This window comes from Methanosphaera sp. BMS, assembly GCF_003268005.1.
Lineage (GTDB): Archaea > Methanobacteriota > Methanobacteria > Methanobacteriales > Methanobacteriaceae > Methanosphaera.
The window spans coordinates 400,955-422,502 of record NZ_CP014213.1 but is presented as its reverse complement, the minus strand read 5'-3'; the positions used below and the strand labels follow the sequence as shown (position 1 = coordinate 422,502).

The window sequence follows — 21,548 nt, the reverse complement described above, 5'->3', positions numbered from 1 at the left end:
TATATAATTGACAAATAACTTTTTTTCTAAAACGGGGGATTCATATGAAGGATTGGTTTGAAAATTTTTCCAGACAATACTTTGAACATGACTATAAGTACCACTACAACTTTAACCATAACAAAAAGCTTCGTCCATATAAGGATATACTTTCCGTTGAGATTAAAGACAACATGTTAAGTGGGTCAATACGTCATGAAAAGTATGATTTTAACCGTATTAATATCAAATTCAAGGAATTTACCGATGATGAAAAGGAAAAATTATGTAAAATTGTTGATGACAGTCCCGTTAACGTCCATAAGGTTATCAACAAGACTTTACCTGAAGAACTCTTAGATTCTGGAATTAAGATTTTACCCGAATCACTGGATGAATTGGATGTTGAATGTTCATATGACAATGAAAATGATAACCTAATCGACACATTATCCCTTCTTAAGGAATTTAATCGCAGACTGGAGAAGAATAACTTTTTAATATTTAAAATCAGGGGATTGGATTTAACCAGAAAAATAACATATCCCGTTAAAACATTCCCTGATATTTTAGAGCTTAAATTTAAAAAAACAACGGATGATGTTTCTTTAATTGATTTATATGATGTAAACGTCATTTTACTTAAAAATGTTGAATATCCAACCAAGGGCTTAGAGTTCATCTACAGTGACTTGTTTGAATTACTAAAAAATGAAATCAATTCATATCCAAATAAATTCAATCCCCACACAGCATACATTGATTATAACGGGGATATTGAAACTTCATTCAAATCACAAAAGGAAGAAAATGAGAATTTCACGGGCAACTGCTTCTTCGAAAATAATATAAAAATCCGGATTAATGATGAATATGAATTTGTTGGCTTTAAACAAGTCAGTGATGAAGAAAAACTGTTTATCTTCTTAAATGAATTAAAGCAGGCAGATATTGAAGACATGGATGAACACGTGTTATTTCTAAAGGAAGTATTGGACTTGACATATACGCTGGTTAATCATGATGCAGTGATGCCCGAAGTTTTTAAAACAGAAAACTCTTGTCAAATTCGCTGGATTCCATCATTCTATAGCGGCAATGTAATTAACTACTGTGAAAAATACTATGAGGATTGTCCGAAAGACATGGTTACATTCAACAAAAAAAGACTTTCAAAAGATAATCAGGTCATAGTACTAATCAGTCTGATAATGAAGGGATTAATACGGTACACAATCAGGAAAAATCAGATAGGACACTTTGAAAATATCGGCGATAATATTTTCAAGTTATTTACAGGAGAAAAGTTAAGCCTGAAAACACACAGTCACGATAGTACAATTCAAAGAATTCAAAAACAGCTTTCAGCTTTCTGTTTGAATGAATTGGAATATAGTTATGCAATGTTTATAGATGACAACCTTGATATTGAAATAAAAATAAAAGAGGATGATAATTATAAAAGTATTAATGAGGCCACTACAGATCAACTAGAGAATATCAGGAAAATATATGATCTATTCACATACTTTAAAATCGAAAATACCATATATGAGAAAATCATGATAAACAATAAAGACTTTATCATATTTAGCGAAAATATAATAAAACTTCTTCCATACGTTAATGTTGAACTGCATAACCCATTTAAAATCATACACAACAATATGGACTTGGTATTGGATATTGATTTGGACAAAGAAGATTTCCGATTGGATAAAATAATTGACCATTACATCTGGAAGATAAGATTAGATGATGTGGAAATTACACTTGACAGATTTGATGAAATAACAGATGACATGAACGGACTTATTAAGATAGATGATGAAATCCACATTGTTGATGGAATCGCATTTCGTCAACTGAAAGGACACACATGGCTACTAAGACATGTGGATAAAAGCAATGAGATACTGCACTATGCAATCCTTGAAGAATTCCATGATATGAAAGTCAAACTAAGCGATAACTTCAGAAAACTTATTAAAACATCCGGACTCTATGAAGTGCCACAAACTCTAAAGGCAAATCTACGACCATATCAGAGGATAGGCTATTCATGGCTAATACAGAACATTAAAAGCGGTTTTGGAAGCATCCTTGCAGATGACATGGGTCTGGGTAAGACAGTACAGGTACTTGCCACCATATTATATTTCAAAGAGGAAAATCCGATGGAAGCCACTTCCTCATTAATTATCGTACCGCCAACACTATTGTCAAACTGGCAACAGGAAATAGAGAGATTCACCCCGGAACTATCATATCACATCTACCATGGACCCAATAGAAGCTTCCCATCCGAAATACGGGACATTATACTAACATCATATAGCATTATACGACAGGATTTGGAAATGTTTATAAACGAGTCATGGTTTATCTGCGTGATAGATGAAGCTCAAAACATTAAAAATCCAGGCTCAAAGCAGACACAGGCAATCAAAACATTACCCGCATTCAATAAGATAGCGGTAACAGGTACGCCCATAGAAAACAGATTGACGGACTATTGGTCAATATTTGATTTTGTAAACAGGGGATATTTATCCACCTTGGAAGACTTCAAAACAAGATATGTTACACCGATAGAAAAGATAGATGATGAAAAAGCATTAAACGATCTTAAAACTATAGCAAAGCCATTTGTATTAAGAAGACTTAAAAGTGATAATGAAATAAGAAAAGAACTGCCGGAGAAATTTGTCAACGACATCTACTGTAATCTAACAAAAAAACAGATAAAACTATACAATAACCTATTGAATGGACTGTTTGAAACCATAACCAACAAAAAGGGCATTGAAAGAAAGGGAAATATCCTGAAACTGATAACCTGCCTGAAACAAACCTGCAATCATCCCGGACAATACCTTAAGTCAGACAATGTAAAAATCAATGAATCGGGAAAAATGGAGTTACTTACCGAAATGCTGGAAAATATACTGGACGTGGATGAAAAAGTGCTGATATTCACCCAATATGTTGAAATGGGTAAAATAATACAGAAACTGATATCCGAGAAGCTTAAAACAGATGTGCTGTTTTTACATGGCTCACAGACACGAAAGGAAAAAAATAATATCATCAACACATTCCAGGAAGAAGAGGAATATAAGATTATGGTGGCAACACTGAAAACTGGTGGAACAGGACTGAACCTGACGGCGGCACAAAATGTCATCCACTATGACTTATGGTGGAATCCCGCCATAGAAAATCAGGCAACCGATCGTGTACATCGAATCGGTCAGAAAAATGATGTAATGGTTTATCGATTCATTACAAAAGGAACTCTTGAAGAAAACATTGACAAGATAATAAAAAACAAGACGGACCTTGCAGAAAAAACTATCAGCACAGATGAAACATTCATAACAGAACTGTCAGACGAAGAACTGAAGGAGATACTGAGGTTAAGATTATAAATAGAAAGAGTAGGTCATAACTATCCTCCCCCTTACAGTTTAAGTTTTTAAAAATTTCAAAACCTTTTTTCTTTTTACATATTGGATTTCGATCAAAATTAATTTGTACAATAAAATTCACATAAAGTACTTAAACGAGGGTGTGCGACAATTATATTAGTAGACCAATTGCATATCATATAACCCCCATATTCTAAAGAAAATATTGTATCAATTATAAAAAGTATCAAACATAATGTTATTAAACATGTTAGAAGACATTGAAACGGGATTGTTGCACATCCTATGATTAATCATTAAATTATCAGTTTTTTATAATAATCCATGCATATATACCCCATCAAATACATATCTTTTTCAGTATCATAATTAATAATTGGATATGTGTATGAGAATAATTGAAGTTATAGAATCATGGGCCTAATTTTTATCGATAAATTCAATATATTAAAAAGGGGTTTTTAAAGCTTGGGATGTTTGATAAGATATGTGTTAAGCTTCAAAAAATGGGGTTGATTAAAAGTATGAAAAATCCCTTATTTGCATTAATGTTTAAAAAATAATAATATTTATGGAGGTGTTAACTCATGGATTGTCCCATCATAGTTGTATAAAGTAATTTTTACATTATCATCATTTATATCCAAGACATTGAATGACGGATGGGTATTTCCACGTAATTTCATTGAGGAGACCGTACCTGCAGTTACAAATAGGGTATTGTTCATTTTCCATACGTGAGGTACGTGTTTATGACCACTTAATACCAAGTTAATGTTATTTTCAAGCAGCAACAGGAGAATGTCACCAGCATCACTTAAGACGTTTCTTTCCCTACCTGTGTTAGGCACGGGAATGATATGATGATGTACCGTGATGATGATAAACATGTCTCTTTCCTTGGCATCCCTTATTTCCGTTTCCAGGAATTTTCTCTGTAATCTACCAATCTTACCATGACCAAGATCGGGTACGCTGCTGTCCAGTCCTATTATTTTTATGTTGGACTCCTTTAATTCCAGTGTACTGTCACGACTACCTATAATTTCCTCGAATACCTCATCACCTATGTTTCTTGCATCATGATTTCCCGGTATAACTATTGTCGGTGAATCTATCAAATCTATGTATTCCTTTACCTTGACAAATTCCCTGTAATAACCATGATCTGTTATATCCCCGGATATTACCACTGCATCCGGATGTAATTTATTTATTTGATTGATAGCCTTTAATAGAATATCTTCCCTGAATTCTGCAAAACCCACGTGTATATCGGACATGTGTACAATTTTTGTCATTATAGAATACCCTCTTTTTGAAATTTTATCCTTATGTAATCTTTTATTTTTTATATTTTATTATATTTGCTGTTTTGATGTTATGTTGGATATTCATATTCATAGCTTGTATTTGGTTAAGAATATATTGATAAACTGGTTGTAATTAGCGATATGGAGTTTTTGATTTTCTTCATTATTATCATCAATTTTAGTGGGGTATAGTCCCATTAATACTGTGGATTATATGATGGATAAACATAATTCTTTAATGGATAATTTTATGATTGATTAATTACAAAGCTATCAATTAACGGAGGAGTAATATGAAATATCATTACATTTTATTTATAGTATTGCTTTCAATGCTTTTTTCCACTTCAACCTATGCGGACAATACCACAGATAGCGTTAAACTGATAACAGATGAGGCGGAATATGATGTTGAACTGGAGGATAATCCAACGACAAAGGCATTTCTGGATTTGCTGCCACTTGAAGTGGACATTGATGACTTGAATTCAAATGAGAAATTCGTTAGCCTGAATACTACCTTAACGTCAAAACCTGAAAAGGTTAATCAGATTAACAGTGGTGATTTGATGCTATACGGTGATGATTGCATCGTGGTTTTTTATGAATCATTTAACACATCATATGAGTATACGCGTATCGGGCATGTGAAGAATTTCAAAAAGCCGGAAAATGACAAAGTGAAGGTGAAGTTTGTTAAAAAATAGTCGGCTATTAATACTTAAAAGCACCATTATTTTCTATTTTTTCTTTAAATTTTTTATTTTAAAATAAAACGGCAATATTTTCATTATCGAATGCCTTGATACAATAACAGTACTATTCAATCCCAGAACCCTTGAATAATCTATATTATCTGCTATTTTATTTAATACACTAATGTTATCAAATTTTAAGTTATCTTGTTTAATTATTGGATTATATTCTATACCGGAGTCTTTGACTGATACGAGTATATGTTCATCTTTTATTTTTACTATTACATCAATCACATCCACGTTATCATTTAAGTTTATTATATTTACCAGTATTTCCTCAATTACCATGCTAACCTGTGTTGCCACTTTGTATTCTTTTAGATATTCCTGTACTAATGTGCTATTATTACTAGTTTACTTAAAAATTTAAAGAAGAAAAATGAATATTGACAACATGAAATAATTTAACTCCACATAAATGTTATTAATTTGTTGAAGATATATGACTAAAAAAGTATACGATTCACATAATGAAATCATTAATGTTAACATCATAATAAAAAGAAAAGGAAATTATGAAAATAATCACCTAAAAAAAGTTTAATTAAAGAATTAATAGTGGTTTTAGAAGGTTCCACCTCCTCCACCACCGAATCCTCCACTTCCAGCACTTCCTATTCCTGAAATGCCGGAGTCGGAATCTGTACGTGCAAATGTGTTTACTGAACTTTCGACATGTGCAAATCCGTTGTAATATGCAAATGATACTGCACTTGATTGGCTGAAGTAGTCCTCTGATACGTCATGTGAGTTCAGGTATTGTTTCATGTTCCTGGTTACTTCATCTGCACATCCAAGTGCCGCCGCATATACAAGATATCTTCCCCACACCTGTACCGATGCAGGTGGTCTTTCCTCGATTAGACTGTAATCCTTAATGTATTTCTTGAAATTCTTCCATTTTTCATGTTTTTCTTTTCCTTCTCTTGTCCATCTTCCACCAAGAGTGTTTGGTAGAATAATTATTATTATTGCCATTACAAACAATAGTAATAAGGAGTATATGTAAAATGGGCTGACACGAATTGGTATTACCCTCAGCAATACAAATATCAGGGATAGTGGAATAAATAACATGAATGCTAGAGCCAATATCCTAAAAATCCTATTTCCACTATTATCGAAATATTTTTCAATAACAGACTCTGAAGCTACCTCCTCTTTTGCATCTTTAAGCCACTTGAACATGAACGACCTGAAATCAGACCTATTTGATTTTTTTCCAAACTCCCCGATTGATATGTCACCGTTTTCTTCATACTTTGACAGGTACGCTATTATTGATTTTTCATATTCCCTTAAATCTGATGCATCCTTATCTGTTCGTCTTATAATCGTACTTGTCTGGTCATTCAATACTATCCTGTAATACTTTCTATCTATTAAGTCCAGTATTGTCGCAGGTATCGCGTCGATATCCACCTCACCAACATCACCGACCATTATGGCATTGACCTGTACCGGTGATTCATCCGATGGAACATCATATTCATACTCGGCATCATAATCAATTTTGGGTTCCCGGCCATATTTCAAATATACCCCAAATGGTATAAGACAAAGCAGTCCAATAAATATCTTGTATATCGTTGATACAGTAGCGTTAAAATCGTTTTGCTGCTTGTACTCCCTCTGATTCTGTTCTATTAAATCCTTTGCATTAATATTTATTATCTGAGCATTTGTCGCATTTTCAAAGTAGTCCTTTGGCATTAGCAGTCTCTGCTCGAATGAAGTCTTTGAAGAAATATTATCCAGTTTTGTCGTTAATGTATCAGTGCTTGTCCACTCACTTGAGGTGACATAGGTTTCCGGGTTGTTCCAGTATTCAACATCATCCTTGGTGCATGGTATGTGAATATTGGATTCCATATGGTCTACATTTGTATTCCAGTCATTTCCCCATGTCATGTACTGCAGTTCGGCAATATCATTATATATCTTTAAACCTTTAGTTATCGTATACTTATAGGTTACCTCTACCTTCTCATTGTTTGTCTTCTGGGTTTTGGCCTCATCATTGTAGAGCCATACCTTCATTTTCACATTGGAATCATTCCTTTCTATATCCAGCTTGTTATAATAACCGGGTGTTTTAACGGAAATGTTAATGACTGACTGATTATCCTTTAATGGAATATCCCTGAATACTCCATTAACACTTCCTTCAATCTCATAAACTATTTTTTCTGTGATAACCGTTGATCCATCCTTTTCTACCGTTATATCCTTAACCACTGATGGAACAGTATAATCCCCATTTTTGGCAAAGGTTATTGGTATGGATAGCATCATAAGAATTAATAATATTATTATCAGCTTCTTGGCATTCATATTTATCCCCCCATATACTCTTGGCATCCTCCTTTTTATTCATTAGTCCTGTTGAAGTTACTGTGTTAAGTGTTCAATTTATTATATATGCTTTTTGGGAACCTTTAAATAATCTTGGAAATACCTGATACTTACTCCCATCTAAAAAAAAAAGGATTAATTTAATAATCATCGATGAACAATCATCATTAACTATCCTATCCTCATTAAAGATGAAATTAAATAATTTCCATGAGATGCCTGTGTTACCGGCAGCAACAAATACAGTATAATGAAAAATATCATTAATAAGTTTTTTTTGTATTCTTATTACTATCCAGTACATAGTAGATTAATATTTAATATGGTTACAGGCAGTTAATATAATTTCCAATAATTTTAAATGTAAAAAATATTTAACCGGATAGTGGTAACCAGCACTCAACGGAGGCGAGGATTAAATAAATTCTTAAAATGTTTCTTATATTAAAAATAATTTGTTTTTATTTCTAGAATTGAGTTATTTAAATCAATAATTTTTTATTTAAAAAAAAAGTATCAGTGGAGAATCTAATCTCCACATGATAATAAATGAATTTAAACTAATTGACAGTCAATGTCTTAGTATCTTCTATGCGTTCATAATCTGGTGATAGGAATACTGCAGTAATATTGTAATCTTTAGCCTTCATATCTTCAGGTAATGTGTATTCTACACTTACTTGACCATTGGCTACTTTAGCATATATTACCTTACCGTTAGCATCTTTGATTGATTTACCGTTAACTTTGAAGACTACTTTACCAATATTAATCGTATTGTCGCTTAGAGTTGCCGTGAGTGTAACTGTTGAACCGGCTGTTGCAGTGACGTCACTAGTAGTTAATGTTAATTCTTTTGATGTTACTGTTATGTTTGTTTTTTCACTTGTCATTTTTTCCAATTGATTTGATCCTGAGTATATTGCCTGTATTACTGTTTTATTGGTCCATGTATCCGGTATTTGGTAGTTTTCTATTATTGCTGTACCGTTTACCACTTTGGCATAGATTACCTTGCCGTTAGCGTCTTTTAATGTTTTGCCGTTTACCTTGAATGATATTTTTCCTTTGTTGATGTCTGTTGCTATATCCTCACCGTAGTATATGCTTGCCGTGATTGTTGCATTTGTACCTTGTGTAAATTCTGTAGTGTCTATCTGAAGTGAGTATTCCTTGACAGGTTCTGCAGGCTGATTGTCCTGGATGATATTGCCTGTTCCATCATCATCGTTTACTGCAGCATCACCCTTTAGGCTTCTTGCAATGAGGGTATTCTCAGTAACTGATGCATCTACCACTCCATATAGTGCAACTGCATAGTCATCTGTCGTTGTAATGTTGTTGTTTATTATGTAAAGTTCTGTATATTTGTTTGCGGTGACTCCTGTTCCGTTTTCCACTTCTATAACATTGTTGTTTAGAGTTGTGTTTTTGGACCATTGGAGTAATACTCCTGTACTTACTGCAGGGAAGTAGTCTACTGTTCCACCGGTTATGTTGGTAAGTGCATATGATTTTATGGTGTTGTTTTCTATGGTTACATTTACTCCTGTGAGTGCTATACCTGTTGGGTTGTATCCATGTGCTGTTATGTTGTTTCCTGCTATTGTAGTGTTTTTTCCACCGAAGTGTTCTATACTGTATGGGTTATTACCGTATGTGGTGATGTTGTTGTTTAGTATTTTGTTGTTGTATACTGCACTTCCCTTGTTTTCATCATATGTTTTTCCGCCATATCCTCTGTCCTCAATTACAACTGCATATCCGCTGTCTTCTTCTTTACCATTGGTTCCTGCATGTCCGTAACCTGAGTATAGTGTAATATTATTGTTTTCTACAGTGTTATTCTGCATATTTAATCCGGTTATATATACACCTGCAGTGTAGTGTGTACCGTTGACTACAATGTTGTTACCTGATATTGTGGTGTTGGATGCGGCATTTTCTATTGCATACAGATATTTTTCTCCACTCATGTACATATTGTTGTTAAGTATTTTTGTATTGTTTTTACAGTTGAATATGGACCATATTGTTGAATAGTTACCATAGTATTCTGATTCATTTAGTGTAATATTGTTATTTTCAATAATGCAGTTTTTACCTGTATCATTACCGGTATTTCCCTGTACAGTAGATACTAATTCTATAGGTATGATAATAGGTTTAGCACTTCCTTCCCAGTTTATATCATCAGAAGGTATATTCATGTTAATATTTGAGTTTCTAATTACATATTCCAATAGATATGGATTTCCATCCTCATCATAAGCTATATGAGATGGGTCTTTATCACATTGAATTACAATCATCCTAATGGTTTCATCAGGTAAGTCGAAATCATAATCTACCGTTACCGTAATGTTTTCTATAACACATGGCATCTCTTTTTTAGTCATTCCACCGCTTAAATACATAACTCCTGCATAGTAATGATCTTTATTTTTATTATATTTAACAGTGAAATTTCCAATGTAATTTGGAGTATCTGTGATGAATAATATTGTGTTAAAGGTAGGATTATCCTTAGCGGTAAATGTTGCATTAGGACAGCTTAACGTCACATAATCAGCCTGTTTCATTTCATCAAATGCTGATTGATCAAATATAAATGTATTACCCGCATTACGATTTTGTATTGAACGTGGCATATAAAATTCTTCATCATCAAATTCAAAGTACTCATATATATTATCACTAGTAATTTCAATTATTTGACCAGCACCTTTTAGATTTCCCATGGAATTAGGTGTATCATGACTACATCCACATGTATTTGCTGTACAACTGCCAGTACAATGAGTGTTATTGACAAATATGGTTGGATTGCCGGAAATAGTATCTTTACAGTAGATATTGTTTTGTACGGTAACATTTGTTGTGGTTGTCGGTACTTTAATTTTACCACAAATGTGATTATATTCTATGTATATATTATCATATGTCGTATTGACTGTTTTGCTGATATTATTGTCAATTAATCGAACATTTTGACCATTTATTAACACGCCATTAAATATAGTGTTATTGTATAATGATGAACCGGTCTGAGCAGTAACTTTTTTAGTAATTGTATTGTTAGTTAGTGTTGAGTTAGCACCACTTGTAACGGTACCCGTAAATGTGTTGTTTTCAATAGTACTGTTATTGGTTGCCTTGAATAACGCACCACCATTTATTGTATTGTTAGTATAATTGTTTCCTTTATATCGTTCACTATTGTTACCTATTTCCGGAGTTGCAGGATCGGTATAAGCCCATTGGGTTGTTATACCCTGACCAGCCATGTTAACAATATTGTTTGCTATGAGGTTGTCATGACCTGTTAATGCAATACCATAGCAGATGCCGGATGCTGTACTTGGACCGGTTATAGTGTTATTTGTTATATTGTTATATGAATTTAATTCAATATCATCCTCTGCTATATTTGCTACATTGTATGTGGTTAAATACAGTAAATTACCAACAGTTCCACTTCCAATTATGGTGTTATTATCTATTGTTGAATAACTGGTTCCGGCAAGCACTAATGTGCTGTATCCACCATTATTGTTTGTATTGAAATAACTGTTTTTAACTGTGATATTGGTTGAATCATCACGTATTGACATTATTCCTACTTCTGTACCTACACTATTATCTGTAACGGTAACACTAACACCATCAAATACAATACTGTTTGTATTGTTTACATATATTTCAGTGTTATGGAAATGTATGTTCGTGATGTTGGAGCCGGCAGCTCCTGCTACAAAGTTAAATGACGTATAATGTAACTGACTGTTGGGAAGATTATATCCCATAGAAGTATTTAAATCTATTGTGTTATTGTTATCACTTGTTAAATTAATGGCCTTGTTAATAATATATGATTTGTCATTTTTTGAAATGTCGGCATTAATTTTAATTGTTGAACCATCCGTTACACCAGTTAAATAACCGTCAGAATCAAACAGATTATTAAAATCTGCTTCTGAATTAACGATTATTGGTGTCGGATCCTGTTTTAAATTCCTTGTTTCTTTTGTTATTATATTATTTTCACTTACAGTTGTCTGCTCCTGTACGTTTGAGATAGCCGTTGGAACATCATCTGATATAACAGTTGTGTCAACTGTTGAATCATTAGCATCAGCGGCCACAGCTACACTCATAAAAGCAAAGAGCAATGTAAGAAAAACAATTAAGTATTTTCTTTTAAACATAATTTTCTCCTTATTCTATACTTAATATAAAAAACCGATAATTATTGTATAACCACGTGTATAGGTCATACAAGTGATACTAAAACACCCCAGTAGATAAGAATATACTGGAATAGTTAATAGTTCAATTTATATATTAAGATGTTATTGGCTTATTGTGATTAAATGAATGTGATATAATCCTTATTATGAAATAATACCATTTATCAAAAAAGCATTTTTCACATATCCTTTTTTTTAAGAAAAGATAAATAATTTAAAAATATTATTATTTAATTTTATTTATTTAATAATCAAACAAACCAATTAAATATATGTTTTTAACAATTAATATAATTATTCTATAAAAAATCAAGTATTTTTGAAAAATAAAAGTTATTAAAAAATCATATACTATTAGAACATCCAATTATAAACCATTAAACATCAGATTATACAATTACATATAATTCAAACCCTATTTCATGAAAATAAAGAATTAATGAATAATAATATACAGTTTTAATAGACTAATATACCCCAATCCAATAATTAACACATCCATATACAATCATTACATAAATTATAGCAGCTTTAGATTTAATTATTAATTTGACAATAAAAATAAAGACATTTTTACAGGTATTGATTTGATAACCCATAACAATCATGCATGTGTAAACTTAAATCATTATAATTTTATACCACATGTTAATTAATATGGATTTAAATTTACAATAAGCCATATTCTAATATCAGGCAATAGATATATAAATTTGAAAGTTAACTGTTGAATTAAGGCTATACAACAAAAAATGTGGTGATAATGAGTTATATCGGATAAGTTAGACAGTTAGCTTTCTTCTCCTCTTCAGAACAGTACGTGCCACTTTCATAACATACAGCTCAAGTACATTAGTTATTTGAAGAAGCTAAATCCAATATTATCTTACGTCAAGATTATTTAGAAAGAAATCATGCTAAAGAACCTGACAATTATTTTGCCAATATTATGTTTCATTTTGTATTTTGACTATTATTTCTTTGGTTGATGTAACGATTCAATATCTTTTTTGGACACAGAAACTTGATTATAAATAGATATGAAACAGTTACACGATTACATAAACTACGCTTGAAAATATCAGATGAATATGGAAAATGGCACATGATTAATCAATCAACTCATGCAACCTTTATATACAACAAGAAAATAAGAAAGAACACACCTGTAAAAATCCAAATAATATCTTTATTCAATATCTGAAGGTCTACAGAATGCAATATTATTTGTTAGTTATAAATAATAATATACATAATCATTTCTTTAAATATACAATTAAAAAGATTTTTTAAGATTCATAAATTGGATAATAATTAACAAAAAAATAAGAATAGAGGGAAGGTTAGTTCGTTATTATAATAACCTTTGTAGTGTTTCTCTGTGAGTTGTATGCCAGTCTGTCCTGTGTAATGACCTCTATGCTGGTGTAGTTTTTAGATTGAGGTACCGGTATGTTTTTAAGGTCTAAGACTCCATCGGTTGTGTAGTAGTATTGTACGTTCGTACCATTTTTGAGTGTTACACCATTTACTTTTATAATACACTTGTTAGGACCGGCCACTACATTGCCGAGATAGTCTTTGATTGTGATTTTCATGGATAATGTGTGTGTCTTGTTGTTTATTGTAGCGTTGGATAGGTTTATTGTAATATTTGATCTTTCCACTTGGAAGGTTGGTGTTTTTGTCATGATGTTCTGGTAGTTTTTGTTGTAGAGTCCTACCTGTATGGTGTGATTTTTTGGTGTTAATGTTTGCATATCAGTTACGCATGATATTCCCAGTGGTATGGTGTAGTTTACCGTTGCTGTGCCGTTAACTATCTTGACTTTAAGCATGTTGCCATCAGCATCCTTTAAAGTTATGCCATTTACTTTGAAGTAGACATATTCATCCTGGTACTTTGTGATGTTGGTTGTCTTCTTGCCGCCTGTTGTGTCATATATTTTAGCGGTTATAGTGAGTACCTGTCCCTGTTTGATTATCTTCTTGTTAATGCTTACTTCTATACTGGCGTTTCGTTTTGATATATTTATACTAGCGGGACTGCTTATGGATGCATTATATATCGTTGTACCGATGTATGAAGCGATAATGTTTTTGGCGTTGGTCATGTTTATATCCGGTATGATAGTAGCCGTAGCAACACCGTTTACCACTTTAATCTTAAGTGGGTTGGATGAGCCTGTAAGTTTGCCGTTATCCTTGATAGTAACACCGTTTACCTTGAAGATAAGATTTCCCTCGTTTACCTTACCTCCGTTTGTATCGGTTACCGTTGCCTTGATTGTTACTTTCTCTCCTATGACACCTGTGACCGGAGTGACTGTGGTCTTGGTTTTTATCTTGTTTTTCACGGTTATCTTCACTGATTTTGTCGTGTTGTTGTACATGCTGTTTCCATTATAGGTAGCTGTTATTGTTTGTGATTCTACCACCGTAGGAGTGTAAGATTTAGTAACAGTACCGTTACTATCCGTTTTTACCGTGTAGTTTTTACCGTTGATGTTTAGGATTATGTTCTGACCGGATAACTTGTTACCACTAGCATCTGTGAGCGTAGCTGTAATAGTTATTGGTGTATTGTTTATCGGTGTCGTGTTGGATGCCTGTAGCGTTATTTTCGTGTTAATTTTCTTGACTGTTATACTGGTTGTTGCAGTACTGTTTACATACTTGCTATCACCTTTATAGGTAGCGGTTATGTTTTGTTTTCCCAAGGTTGTTGGCGTGTATGCTTTTGTTGCCACACCATTAGTATCTGTTTTTACCGTGAATGTTTTACCTGAAATGGTTATTGTAACATTCTGATTAGATAGTTTGTTACCATTTGCATCCGTGAGGGTAGCTGTAATGTTTACTTGTGTATTGTTAATAGGAGTACTATTGGATGTTTTAACTACCAGTTTCGTGTTGATTTTCTTGACTGTTATGTTGTCTGTTGCAGTACTGTTAATATACTTATTGTCTCCTTTGTAAGTTGCTGTTATTGTCTGTTTTTCTAGCCTGGTTGGCGTGTAGCTTTGTATGGCTGTTCCGTTAGCATTTGTTTTTACCGTGTATGTTTTACCGGCAACAGTTATTATAACATTTTGATTTGCTAGCTTGTTACCGTTTGTATCTGTTAGTGTTGCTGTAATATTTATTGGAGTGCTGTTTACGGGTGTTATGTTGGATACTTTTAGTGTTAGTTTTGTGTCGGTCTTTGTTGCATTTATTTTTGCCGTGTTGTTGGTTGATGGATTATATGCACCTGTTTCAGCAAATACTGCGGTTATATTGTATTCTCCCATCTCTTGTAGTGTGAATGTTGTGTTGAATTTTCCCTCTTTGTTTGTGATTGCAGGTTTTGTTGAGCCATTAACGGTTATCTTTACAGTTTCTTCTGGTACTGGTTTACCATCCGTTAGTAGTGTTCCGGTTATCGTGAATACTTTTCCTACTTTTGTATCCACGTCATCTACTTTGAGTTGTGTGTCTAATTTCTGGGCCGTAATACGTAATATCGTGGTGTTTGTACTATACTTGTCGTTACCGGGGTATGTTGCAGTAACTACTGTTTCATTACTTTTAACTGTGTATTCCATCGTTGTTATTCCTTCATCGTTTGTTGTTATGTTGTATGTGTGATCTATGATGATGGTGATGTTTTGTTGGGCTATTGGTTCATCAAACATGTCCTTTAATGTGAATGTTAAGTTTATCTTATAATGTACTGTAGGATTACTGTTATTTGTGGTTATGTTGATGTTGGTGTTGTATTTGTCATAGAACTTATTGTTTTTTATTGTCACTTGAAGGGTTGAGTTTGTGTATATTGTTCCGCTATACTTGGTGGTTTTATCACCTTCATTGTTTTCTATTGTGGCGGCTCCCTCGTTTATTATGGCATTTCCAGTCATCTGTGCAGTGTTTGCTATGAAGTAATTGTATCCTATACTAGCAATACTATTATCGTTGTAGATTGCTCCACCACTTGTTGCGTTATTGTATTCTAGTACTGAATTGTTAACGGTTAAATTACTTGACTGGTTATTACATATTGCTCCACCAACATTGCTTGCGCTGTTTTTGGCAAATTGCGTGTTAATCACAGTTGAATTACTATAGAAGTCATTGTGAATTGCACCACCATTTGATGCGTTGTTTTTGGCAAATTGTGTGCCAGTCACGGTTAAAGTACTATTGTAGTAATTGTAGATTGCTCCACCATAACTGTTTGCGTTGTTGTCTGCAAATTGTGTGCCAGTCACGGTTATAGTACTATTGAAGTAATTATTGATTGCTCCACCATATGATGCGTTGTTGCCCGTGAATTGTGTGTCAGTCACGGTTAAAGTACTATGCCAGATATTGTCAATTGCTCCACCAGAATATGATGCGTTGTTTTTGGTAAATTGTGTGTCGGTCACGGTTAAGATACCACCACTATTGTCAATTGCTCCACCACCCATTGCGTGGTTACCCGTGAATTGTGTGTTGTTCACGGTTAAAGTAGCATGGTAGTTGTAGATTGCTCCACCATTATTATTTGCGTTGTTGCCTGTAAATTGTGTGCCGGTCACGGTTAAAGTACTACCACTATTGTCAATTGCTCCACCAATAGTACTTGCATTATTGTTTGTAAATTCTGTGTCTGTCACGGTTAAAGTACCAACTTCAGTATGGATTGCTCCACCATTATATGTTGCATTGTTGCCTGCAAATTGACTGCCAGTCACGGTTAAAATACCATGGTAGTTGTAGATTGCTCCACCAATACTTCCAGCATGGTTGCCCGTAAATTGAGTGCCAGTCACGGTTAAAATACCCTCATTGTAGATTGCTCCACCATAATCTGCATAGTTGTTGGCAAATTGTGTGTCGGTCAGGGTTAAAGTACCATAGTTGTATATTGCTCCACCATCTTCTGCTGTGTAGTTTGTTATTGTGATGTTTTCTAGTGTTAGGTTGTGATCCATTCCTATCTTGATGAATTGGTATCTGTCTAGTCCGTCGAGTGTCACTCCATTACCGTTTATGAGGATATTCCGGGTAGCTGAATTACTCCAGTCTATACTGGCTGTTGCATTGTAGTTTCCTTCTGGCCGTAGGTTAATTATCATATTGAAATATTGACTCTCTTTGGCTATTGCTACTGTGGCTACTAAAGCATCATAATCCGTTATGTCTATTGAATCTGATATTATATATTCATTATTGGTTGTATTTGTACCGTTAAATATTAGTTTAACAAGATGATTACCCTCTGGAAGTGTATAAGTACTTAACTGTGCAGCATCAATATTATTTAATACTTCTTCACCATCTACTATTAGTGTAACTTTGCTAAGGGTAATGTAATCATCATTTTCTACTAGTTGTATGTTTCCTGTCGTCTGATTTATGATGAAGTTTACCGGGGTATTATTGTAGAATAACGTATTAGTAATTTCTTCAATAGTACTCTGGTTATTAAAGATTGCTCCACCACTGCTTGCGTTGTTGTCTGCAAATTGTGTGCCGGTCACTGTTAAAGTACTATCCACACAATTATCGATTGCTCCACCACGTTCAGCGTTGTTATGTACAAAGCGTGTGCCTGTCACGGCTAAATAACTATAATAGGTATTGTAGATAGCACCACCATAATATGTTGCATTGTTGTCTGCAAATTGTGTATCCGTCACGGTCAAAGTACTCAAATGATTGTCGATTGCTCCACCAAAGTTTGCGTTGTTGTCTTCAAATCGTGAGTCAGTCACAGTTAAAGTACAATACCAGTAATTGTAAATTGCTCCACCATTACTCCCTGCATTGTTGTCTTTAAATCGTGTGTCCGTCACGGTTAAATTAGCATAGTAGCTATTGAAGATAGCACCACCATACCCTTTTGCGTTGTTGTCTTTAAATTCTGTACCTGTCAAGCTTAAATTAGCATTGTAGTTGTAGATTGCTCCAGCAAAGTTTGCGTTGTTGTCTTCAAATCGTGAGTCAGTCACTGTTAAATTACCTTCATTGTAGATTGCTCCACCAGTTCCTGCCGTGTAGTTTGTAATGATGATGTTTTCTAGTGTTAGGCTGTGACCATTTCCTATCTTGATGAATTGGTATCTGTCTAGTCCGTTGAGTGTCACTCCATTACCCTTTATGGTGATGTTTCTTGTAGCTGAATTATTCCAGCATATAGTGGCTGTTGCATTATAATCCCCTTCCAGTAAGTTGATTATGTAACTATCATAATTTTCACGTTGAGCTTTTTCTATTGCCTTTACTAATTGCGTGTAATTATGTACTTCAGTACTATATCCTCTAAGTATGTACCTGTTATTCAATGTTTTCTCATCTGTACCGTTAATGACTATTTCAACGTTTTTATATTCATCCAGTATTGTAAACTGTGTTAGATTTTCTACACAACTACCATTTCCTATTTCTTTACCGTCAGCTATGATAGTGAAGTTAACAATAGAAATGTAATTATCATTATTTACCAGTTGTATGTTCTTTGTTGTTTCGTTTATGATGAAGTTTGCCGGACTATTTTTATAAAATATCGTGTCTGTAATATTATAATTATCCTCATCATTGTATATTACTCCTCCACTAGTATTATCATCAACAGTTACATCATATCCTGTTGCTGATACCGTTGTTGTTGCTTTATTGTTTTCTATTGCGGATTCTGTTATGGTTAAAGTATCAGTATTGTATATTGCTCCTCCAAGAGCATTAGCCTTAACAGTTATATATTCTTCTGTTGATGTTGCTGTAGCGGTTGCCTGGTTATTTTCTATTGTGGAGTCGGTGACGGTTAAAGTTCCGGTATTGAATATCGCTCCTCCAAAAGCATTAGCAGCTACATCCCAGTTTCCTGTTGCTGTAGCGGTTGCCTGGTTATTTTCTAGTGTGGAGTCTGTGATAGTTACAGTTCCATACAAGTTGGATATTGCTCCCCCATGAGCATTAGCAGTTACGTCTTCTCCTGTTGCTGTTGCTTGGTTATTGTTTATTGTTGTGTTTGTGATAGTTACATTTCCATACAAGTTGTATATTGCTCCTCCACGGGCATAAGCCTCAAATGTATCTCCTACTATTGATGTTACTTGGTTGTTTTCTAGTGTAGAGCCTGTGATGGTTAAATTTCCATAATTGTTTTCTATTGCTCCTCCCAAAGTTGCATTGTTGTCTGATAGTGTGGAGTTGATGATTATAAGTGTTCCCTCATTGTATATTGCTCCTCCCATATTTGCTTGGCCGTTTGTTATTGTGATATTATTCAGAACTAATGAAGATCCACTATTAATATGAAATACCTGTTTTTGCATTCCATTTATCGTTTGTCCATTACCATCAATTGTAATGGTTATGCCCGGCTTATCCAATGTGATTGTTTCTAGTACATTATATGATACATCATCTTTTAGTTTAATAGTTATATCCGTTGTTGCTTCTTCTATTACCTCTATTAAACCCTGATAGGTTACGTCTATCGTATCTGAGAGTATGTATTCATTATTGATTATATTTGTACCGTTGACTATTAGTTTAACAAAATGATTACCTTCGGGAATATCACAATAAGCTATTCGCTCCGGGCCATTTCCCCCGTCTATATAGAGTGGGCCATTGTATATTTCTTCACCATCTACTATTATAGCCATATTGCTAACGTTAATGTAATTAGCATTTTCTTCCAGGTCTATATAGTTATCTTGGTTTATGATGAAGTTTGCCGGAGTATTATTATAAAAGGTTGTGTCTGCAATATTATAACTACCAATCTCATGAGGATGGAATTCCCCTAATCCGGAGGGTTCGCTAGCATTAGTGTAGTATATTGCTCCACCCCACCAGTCTGCGTGGTTGTTGTTGAATCGTGTATTAGTCACGGTTAAATTACTATATGCTGTAGTGTCAATTGCTCCACCATAATTATCTGCGTGGTTGCCCGTAAATACTGTGTTATTCACGGTTAAATTACCAGTACCGGCATTGCTGATTGCTCCACCATAACCACCACTCATCATATAACCACCAACTATCTCATCATATTCTATATATAATCCATGTGCATTGTTGTTGGTAAATTCTGTGTTATCTACAATTAAAGTACCACCATTATTGATTGCTCCACCCAACCTCTCTGCGGTATTGTTGTTGAATACCGTGTTAGTTACGGTTGAAGTACTGCCAATGTAGATTGCTCCACCACCCATTTCTGCATGGTTGCCCGTAAATTCTGTGTTATCCACAGTTAAATTACCAGAATCAATAAAGATTGCTCCACCACCCTCTGCATTGTTGCTGGCAAATCGTGTGTTGTTGACGATTACAAAACCTCCATAAATTGCTCCACCTTGTCCAACTCCATTGTTGGATCCGAAGTTATCAGCATGTACAGTGTTGTTGTTGAATTCACTGTTATCGACAATTAAAGTATCATGATTCCAAATTGCCCCACCATACAATTCAGCATTGTTGCCCTCAAATCGTGTGTTGTTTACGGTTAAAGTAGCATAATTTCTGATTGCTCCACCGGCAGTTAATTGAGAACCATCAACTAGAGAAGGAGCACCAGTACAGTTGTTGATTGTGAGGTTGTTTATAGTAACTTCCAGCAGTGGTGAATGTATATTCATGAAGTAGTGTTTATGGTCTCCATCTATCGTTTTTCCTTCTCCGTTGATAGTTACATATATAGGAGAAGTAACATCTATAGCTTCAACCATTATGGTACCGTTAAGTTTTATGTTATCTTTAATATTGACTGTTATATATTCATCATCCAAATTTGTTAATGCATCATGCAATTCCTGATAGGTAGTTACATCATATGATGATGCTGTTTTGAGAGTTTTCTCATCTTGTAATTTTTCATTACTTTTTACTGTGTTTTTCTGCACATCCATTTCTGGCGTAGCTTGTTTTTGTACTGCTACTTCTTCATATGCTGGTGTATCCGTAGCTATACTTTCAGGTGCATCTGCACCTAGTGTATCATTTGACACATCACTTGCACTTACAGCTCCTACTAGTAGTACTAGCAGTACGGCTAGTAGCAGAATCACTTTGGTCTTCTCCATTTTTATCAACCTGGCATATTATTTTTTGATAATTTTCATAATAACATAGTATAAAATGTTTTCATTAAAACTAAACATTTTATTTAGGTATTATATGATATTAGATTTTGATATTATTCATATTAAATATTTGTATTTTTCGTTGAGTTTTGTATGCTTGTTATTGTTTTATTTTCTCAGAGGGGTGGTTATTTTTATTTTCGGCTTTTAACATGTTTTCTGTTATATAATGATTAAAATGGGATACACATGGTGTTATTAAAAAAAGGGGGTGTAGGTGGTAATGGTAAATGTATATTATCCTTATATCATTTGATGGTTTTTAATCTTCGTAGTTTAGTTTGTTTGAATATTTCTTATGTTAATAAATATAAAACAGTTTAGTCTATCAATTTAA

General features: G+C 33.8%; 7 protein-coding genes. 2 read left to right on the top strand and 5 right to left on the bottom strand.

What is annotated here, in order from left to right; translation table 11 throughout:
- The first annotated feature begins 44 nt into the window (after positions 1-44).
- Positions 45-3,410 (top strand): DEAD/DEAH box helicase, encoded by a 3,366-nt coding sequence (locus tag AW729_RS01365; RefSeq protein ID WP_112123393.1) that lies wholly within the window; start codon positions 45-47, stop codon positions 3,408-3,410.
- 569 nt (positions 3,411-3,979) lie between these two features.
- Here AW729_RS01365 and AW729_RS01360 read toward each other — a convergent pair.
- A complete protein-coding gene (locus tag AW729_RS01360) occupies positions 3,980-4,711 on the bottom strand; it encodes a metallophosphoesterase (RefSeq protein ID WP_112123392.1) in 732 nt (243 codons plus the stop codon).
- A 305-nt stretch (positions 4,712-5,016) separates the two neighbouring features.
- Here AW729_RS01360 and AW729_RS01355 point away from each other — a divergent pair, with 305 nt between their 5' ends.
- Positions 5,017-5,430: a cyclophilin-like fold protein gene (locus AW729_RS01355; RefSeq protein ID WP_112123391.1), complete on the top strand. Its 414-nt coding sequence runs from the start codon at positions 5,017-5,019 to the stop codon at positions 5,428-5,430.
- A 33-nt stretch (positions 5,431-5,463) separates the two neighbouring features.
- Here AW729_RS01355 and AW729_RS01350 read toward each other — a convergent pair whose 3' ends face one another.
- The 4 genes from AW729_RS01350 to AW729_RS01330 form a co-directional block, all read right to left on the bottom strand.
- Positions 5,464-5,769 (bottom strand): ATP-binding protein, encoded by a 306-nt coding sequence (locus tag AW729_RS01350; protein ID WP_162685722.1) that lies wholly within the window; start codon positions 5,767-5,769, stop codon positions 5,464-5,466.
- Between the two features lie 276 nt (positions 5,770-6,045).
- Positions 6,046-7,815 (bottom strand): DUF2207 domain-containing protein, encoded by a 1,770-nt coding sequence (locus tag AW729_RS01345; RefSeq protein ID WP_162685721.1) that lies wholly within the window; start codon positions 7,813-7,815, stop codon positions 6,046-6,048.
- A 581-nt stretch (positions 7,816-8,396) separates the two neighbouring features.
- Positions 8,397-12,044: a right-handed parallel beta-helix repeat-containing protein gene (locus tag AW729_RS01335; protein ID WP_112123387.1), complete on the bottom strand. Its 3,648-nt coding sequence runs from the start codon at positions 12,042-12,044 to the stop codon at positions 8,397-8,399.
- Positions 12,045-13,429: 1,385 nt separating this feature from the next.
- Positions 13,430-21,151, bottom strand: coding sequence for an S-layer family protein (locus AW729_RS01330; protein ID WP_112123386.1), 7,722 nt, complete (start codon positions 21,149-21,151; stop codon positions 13,430-13,432).
- Positions 21,152-21,548 lie beyond the last annotated feature (397 nt).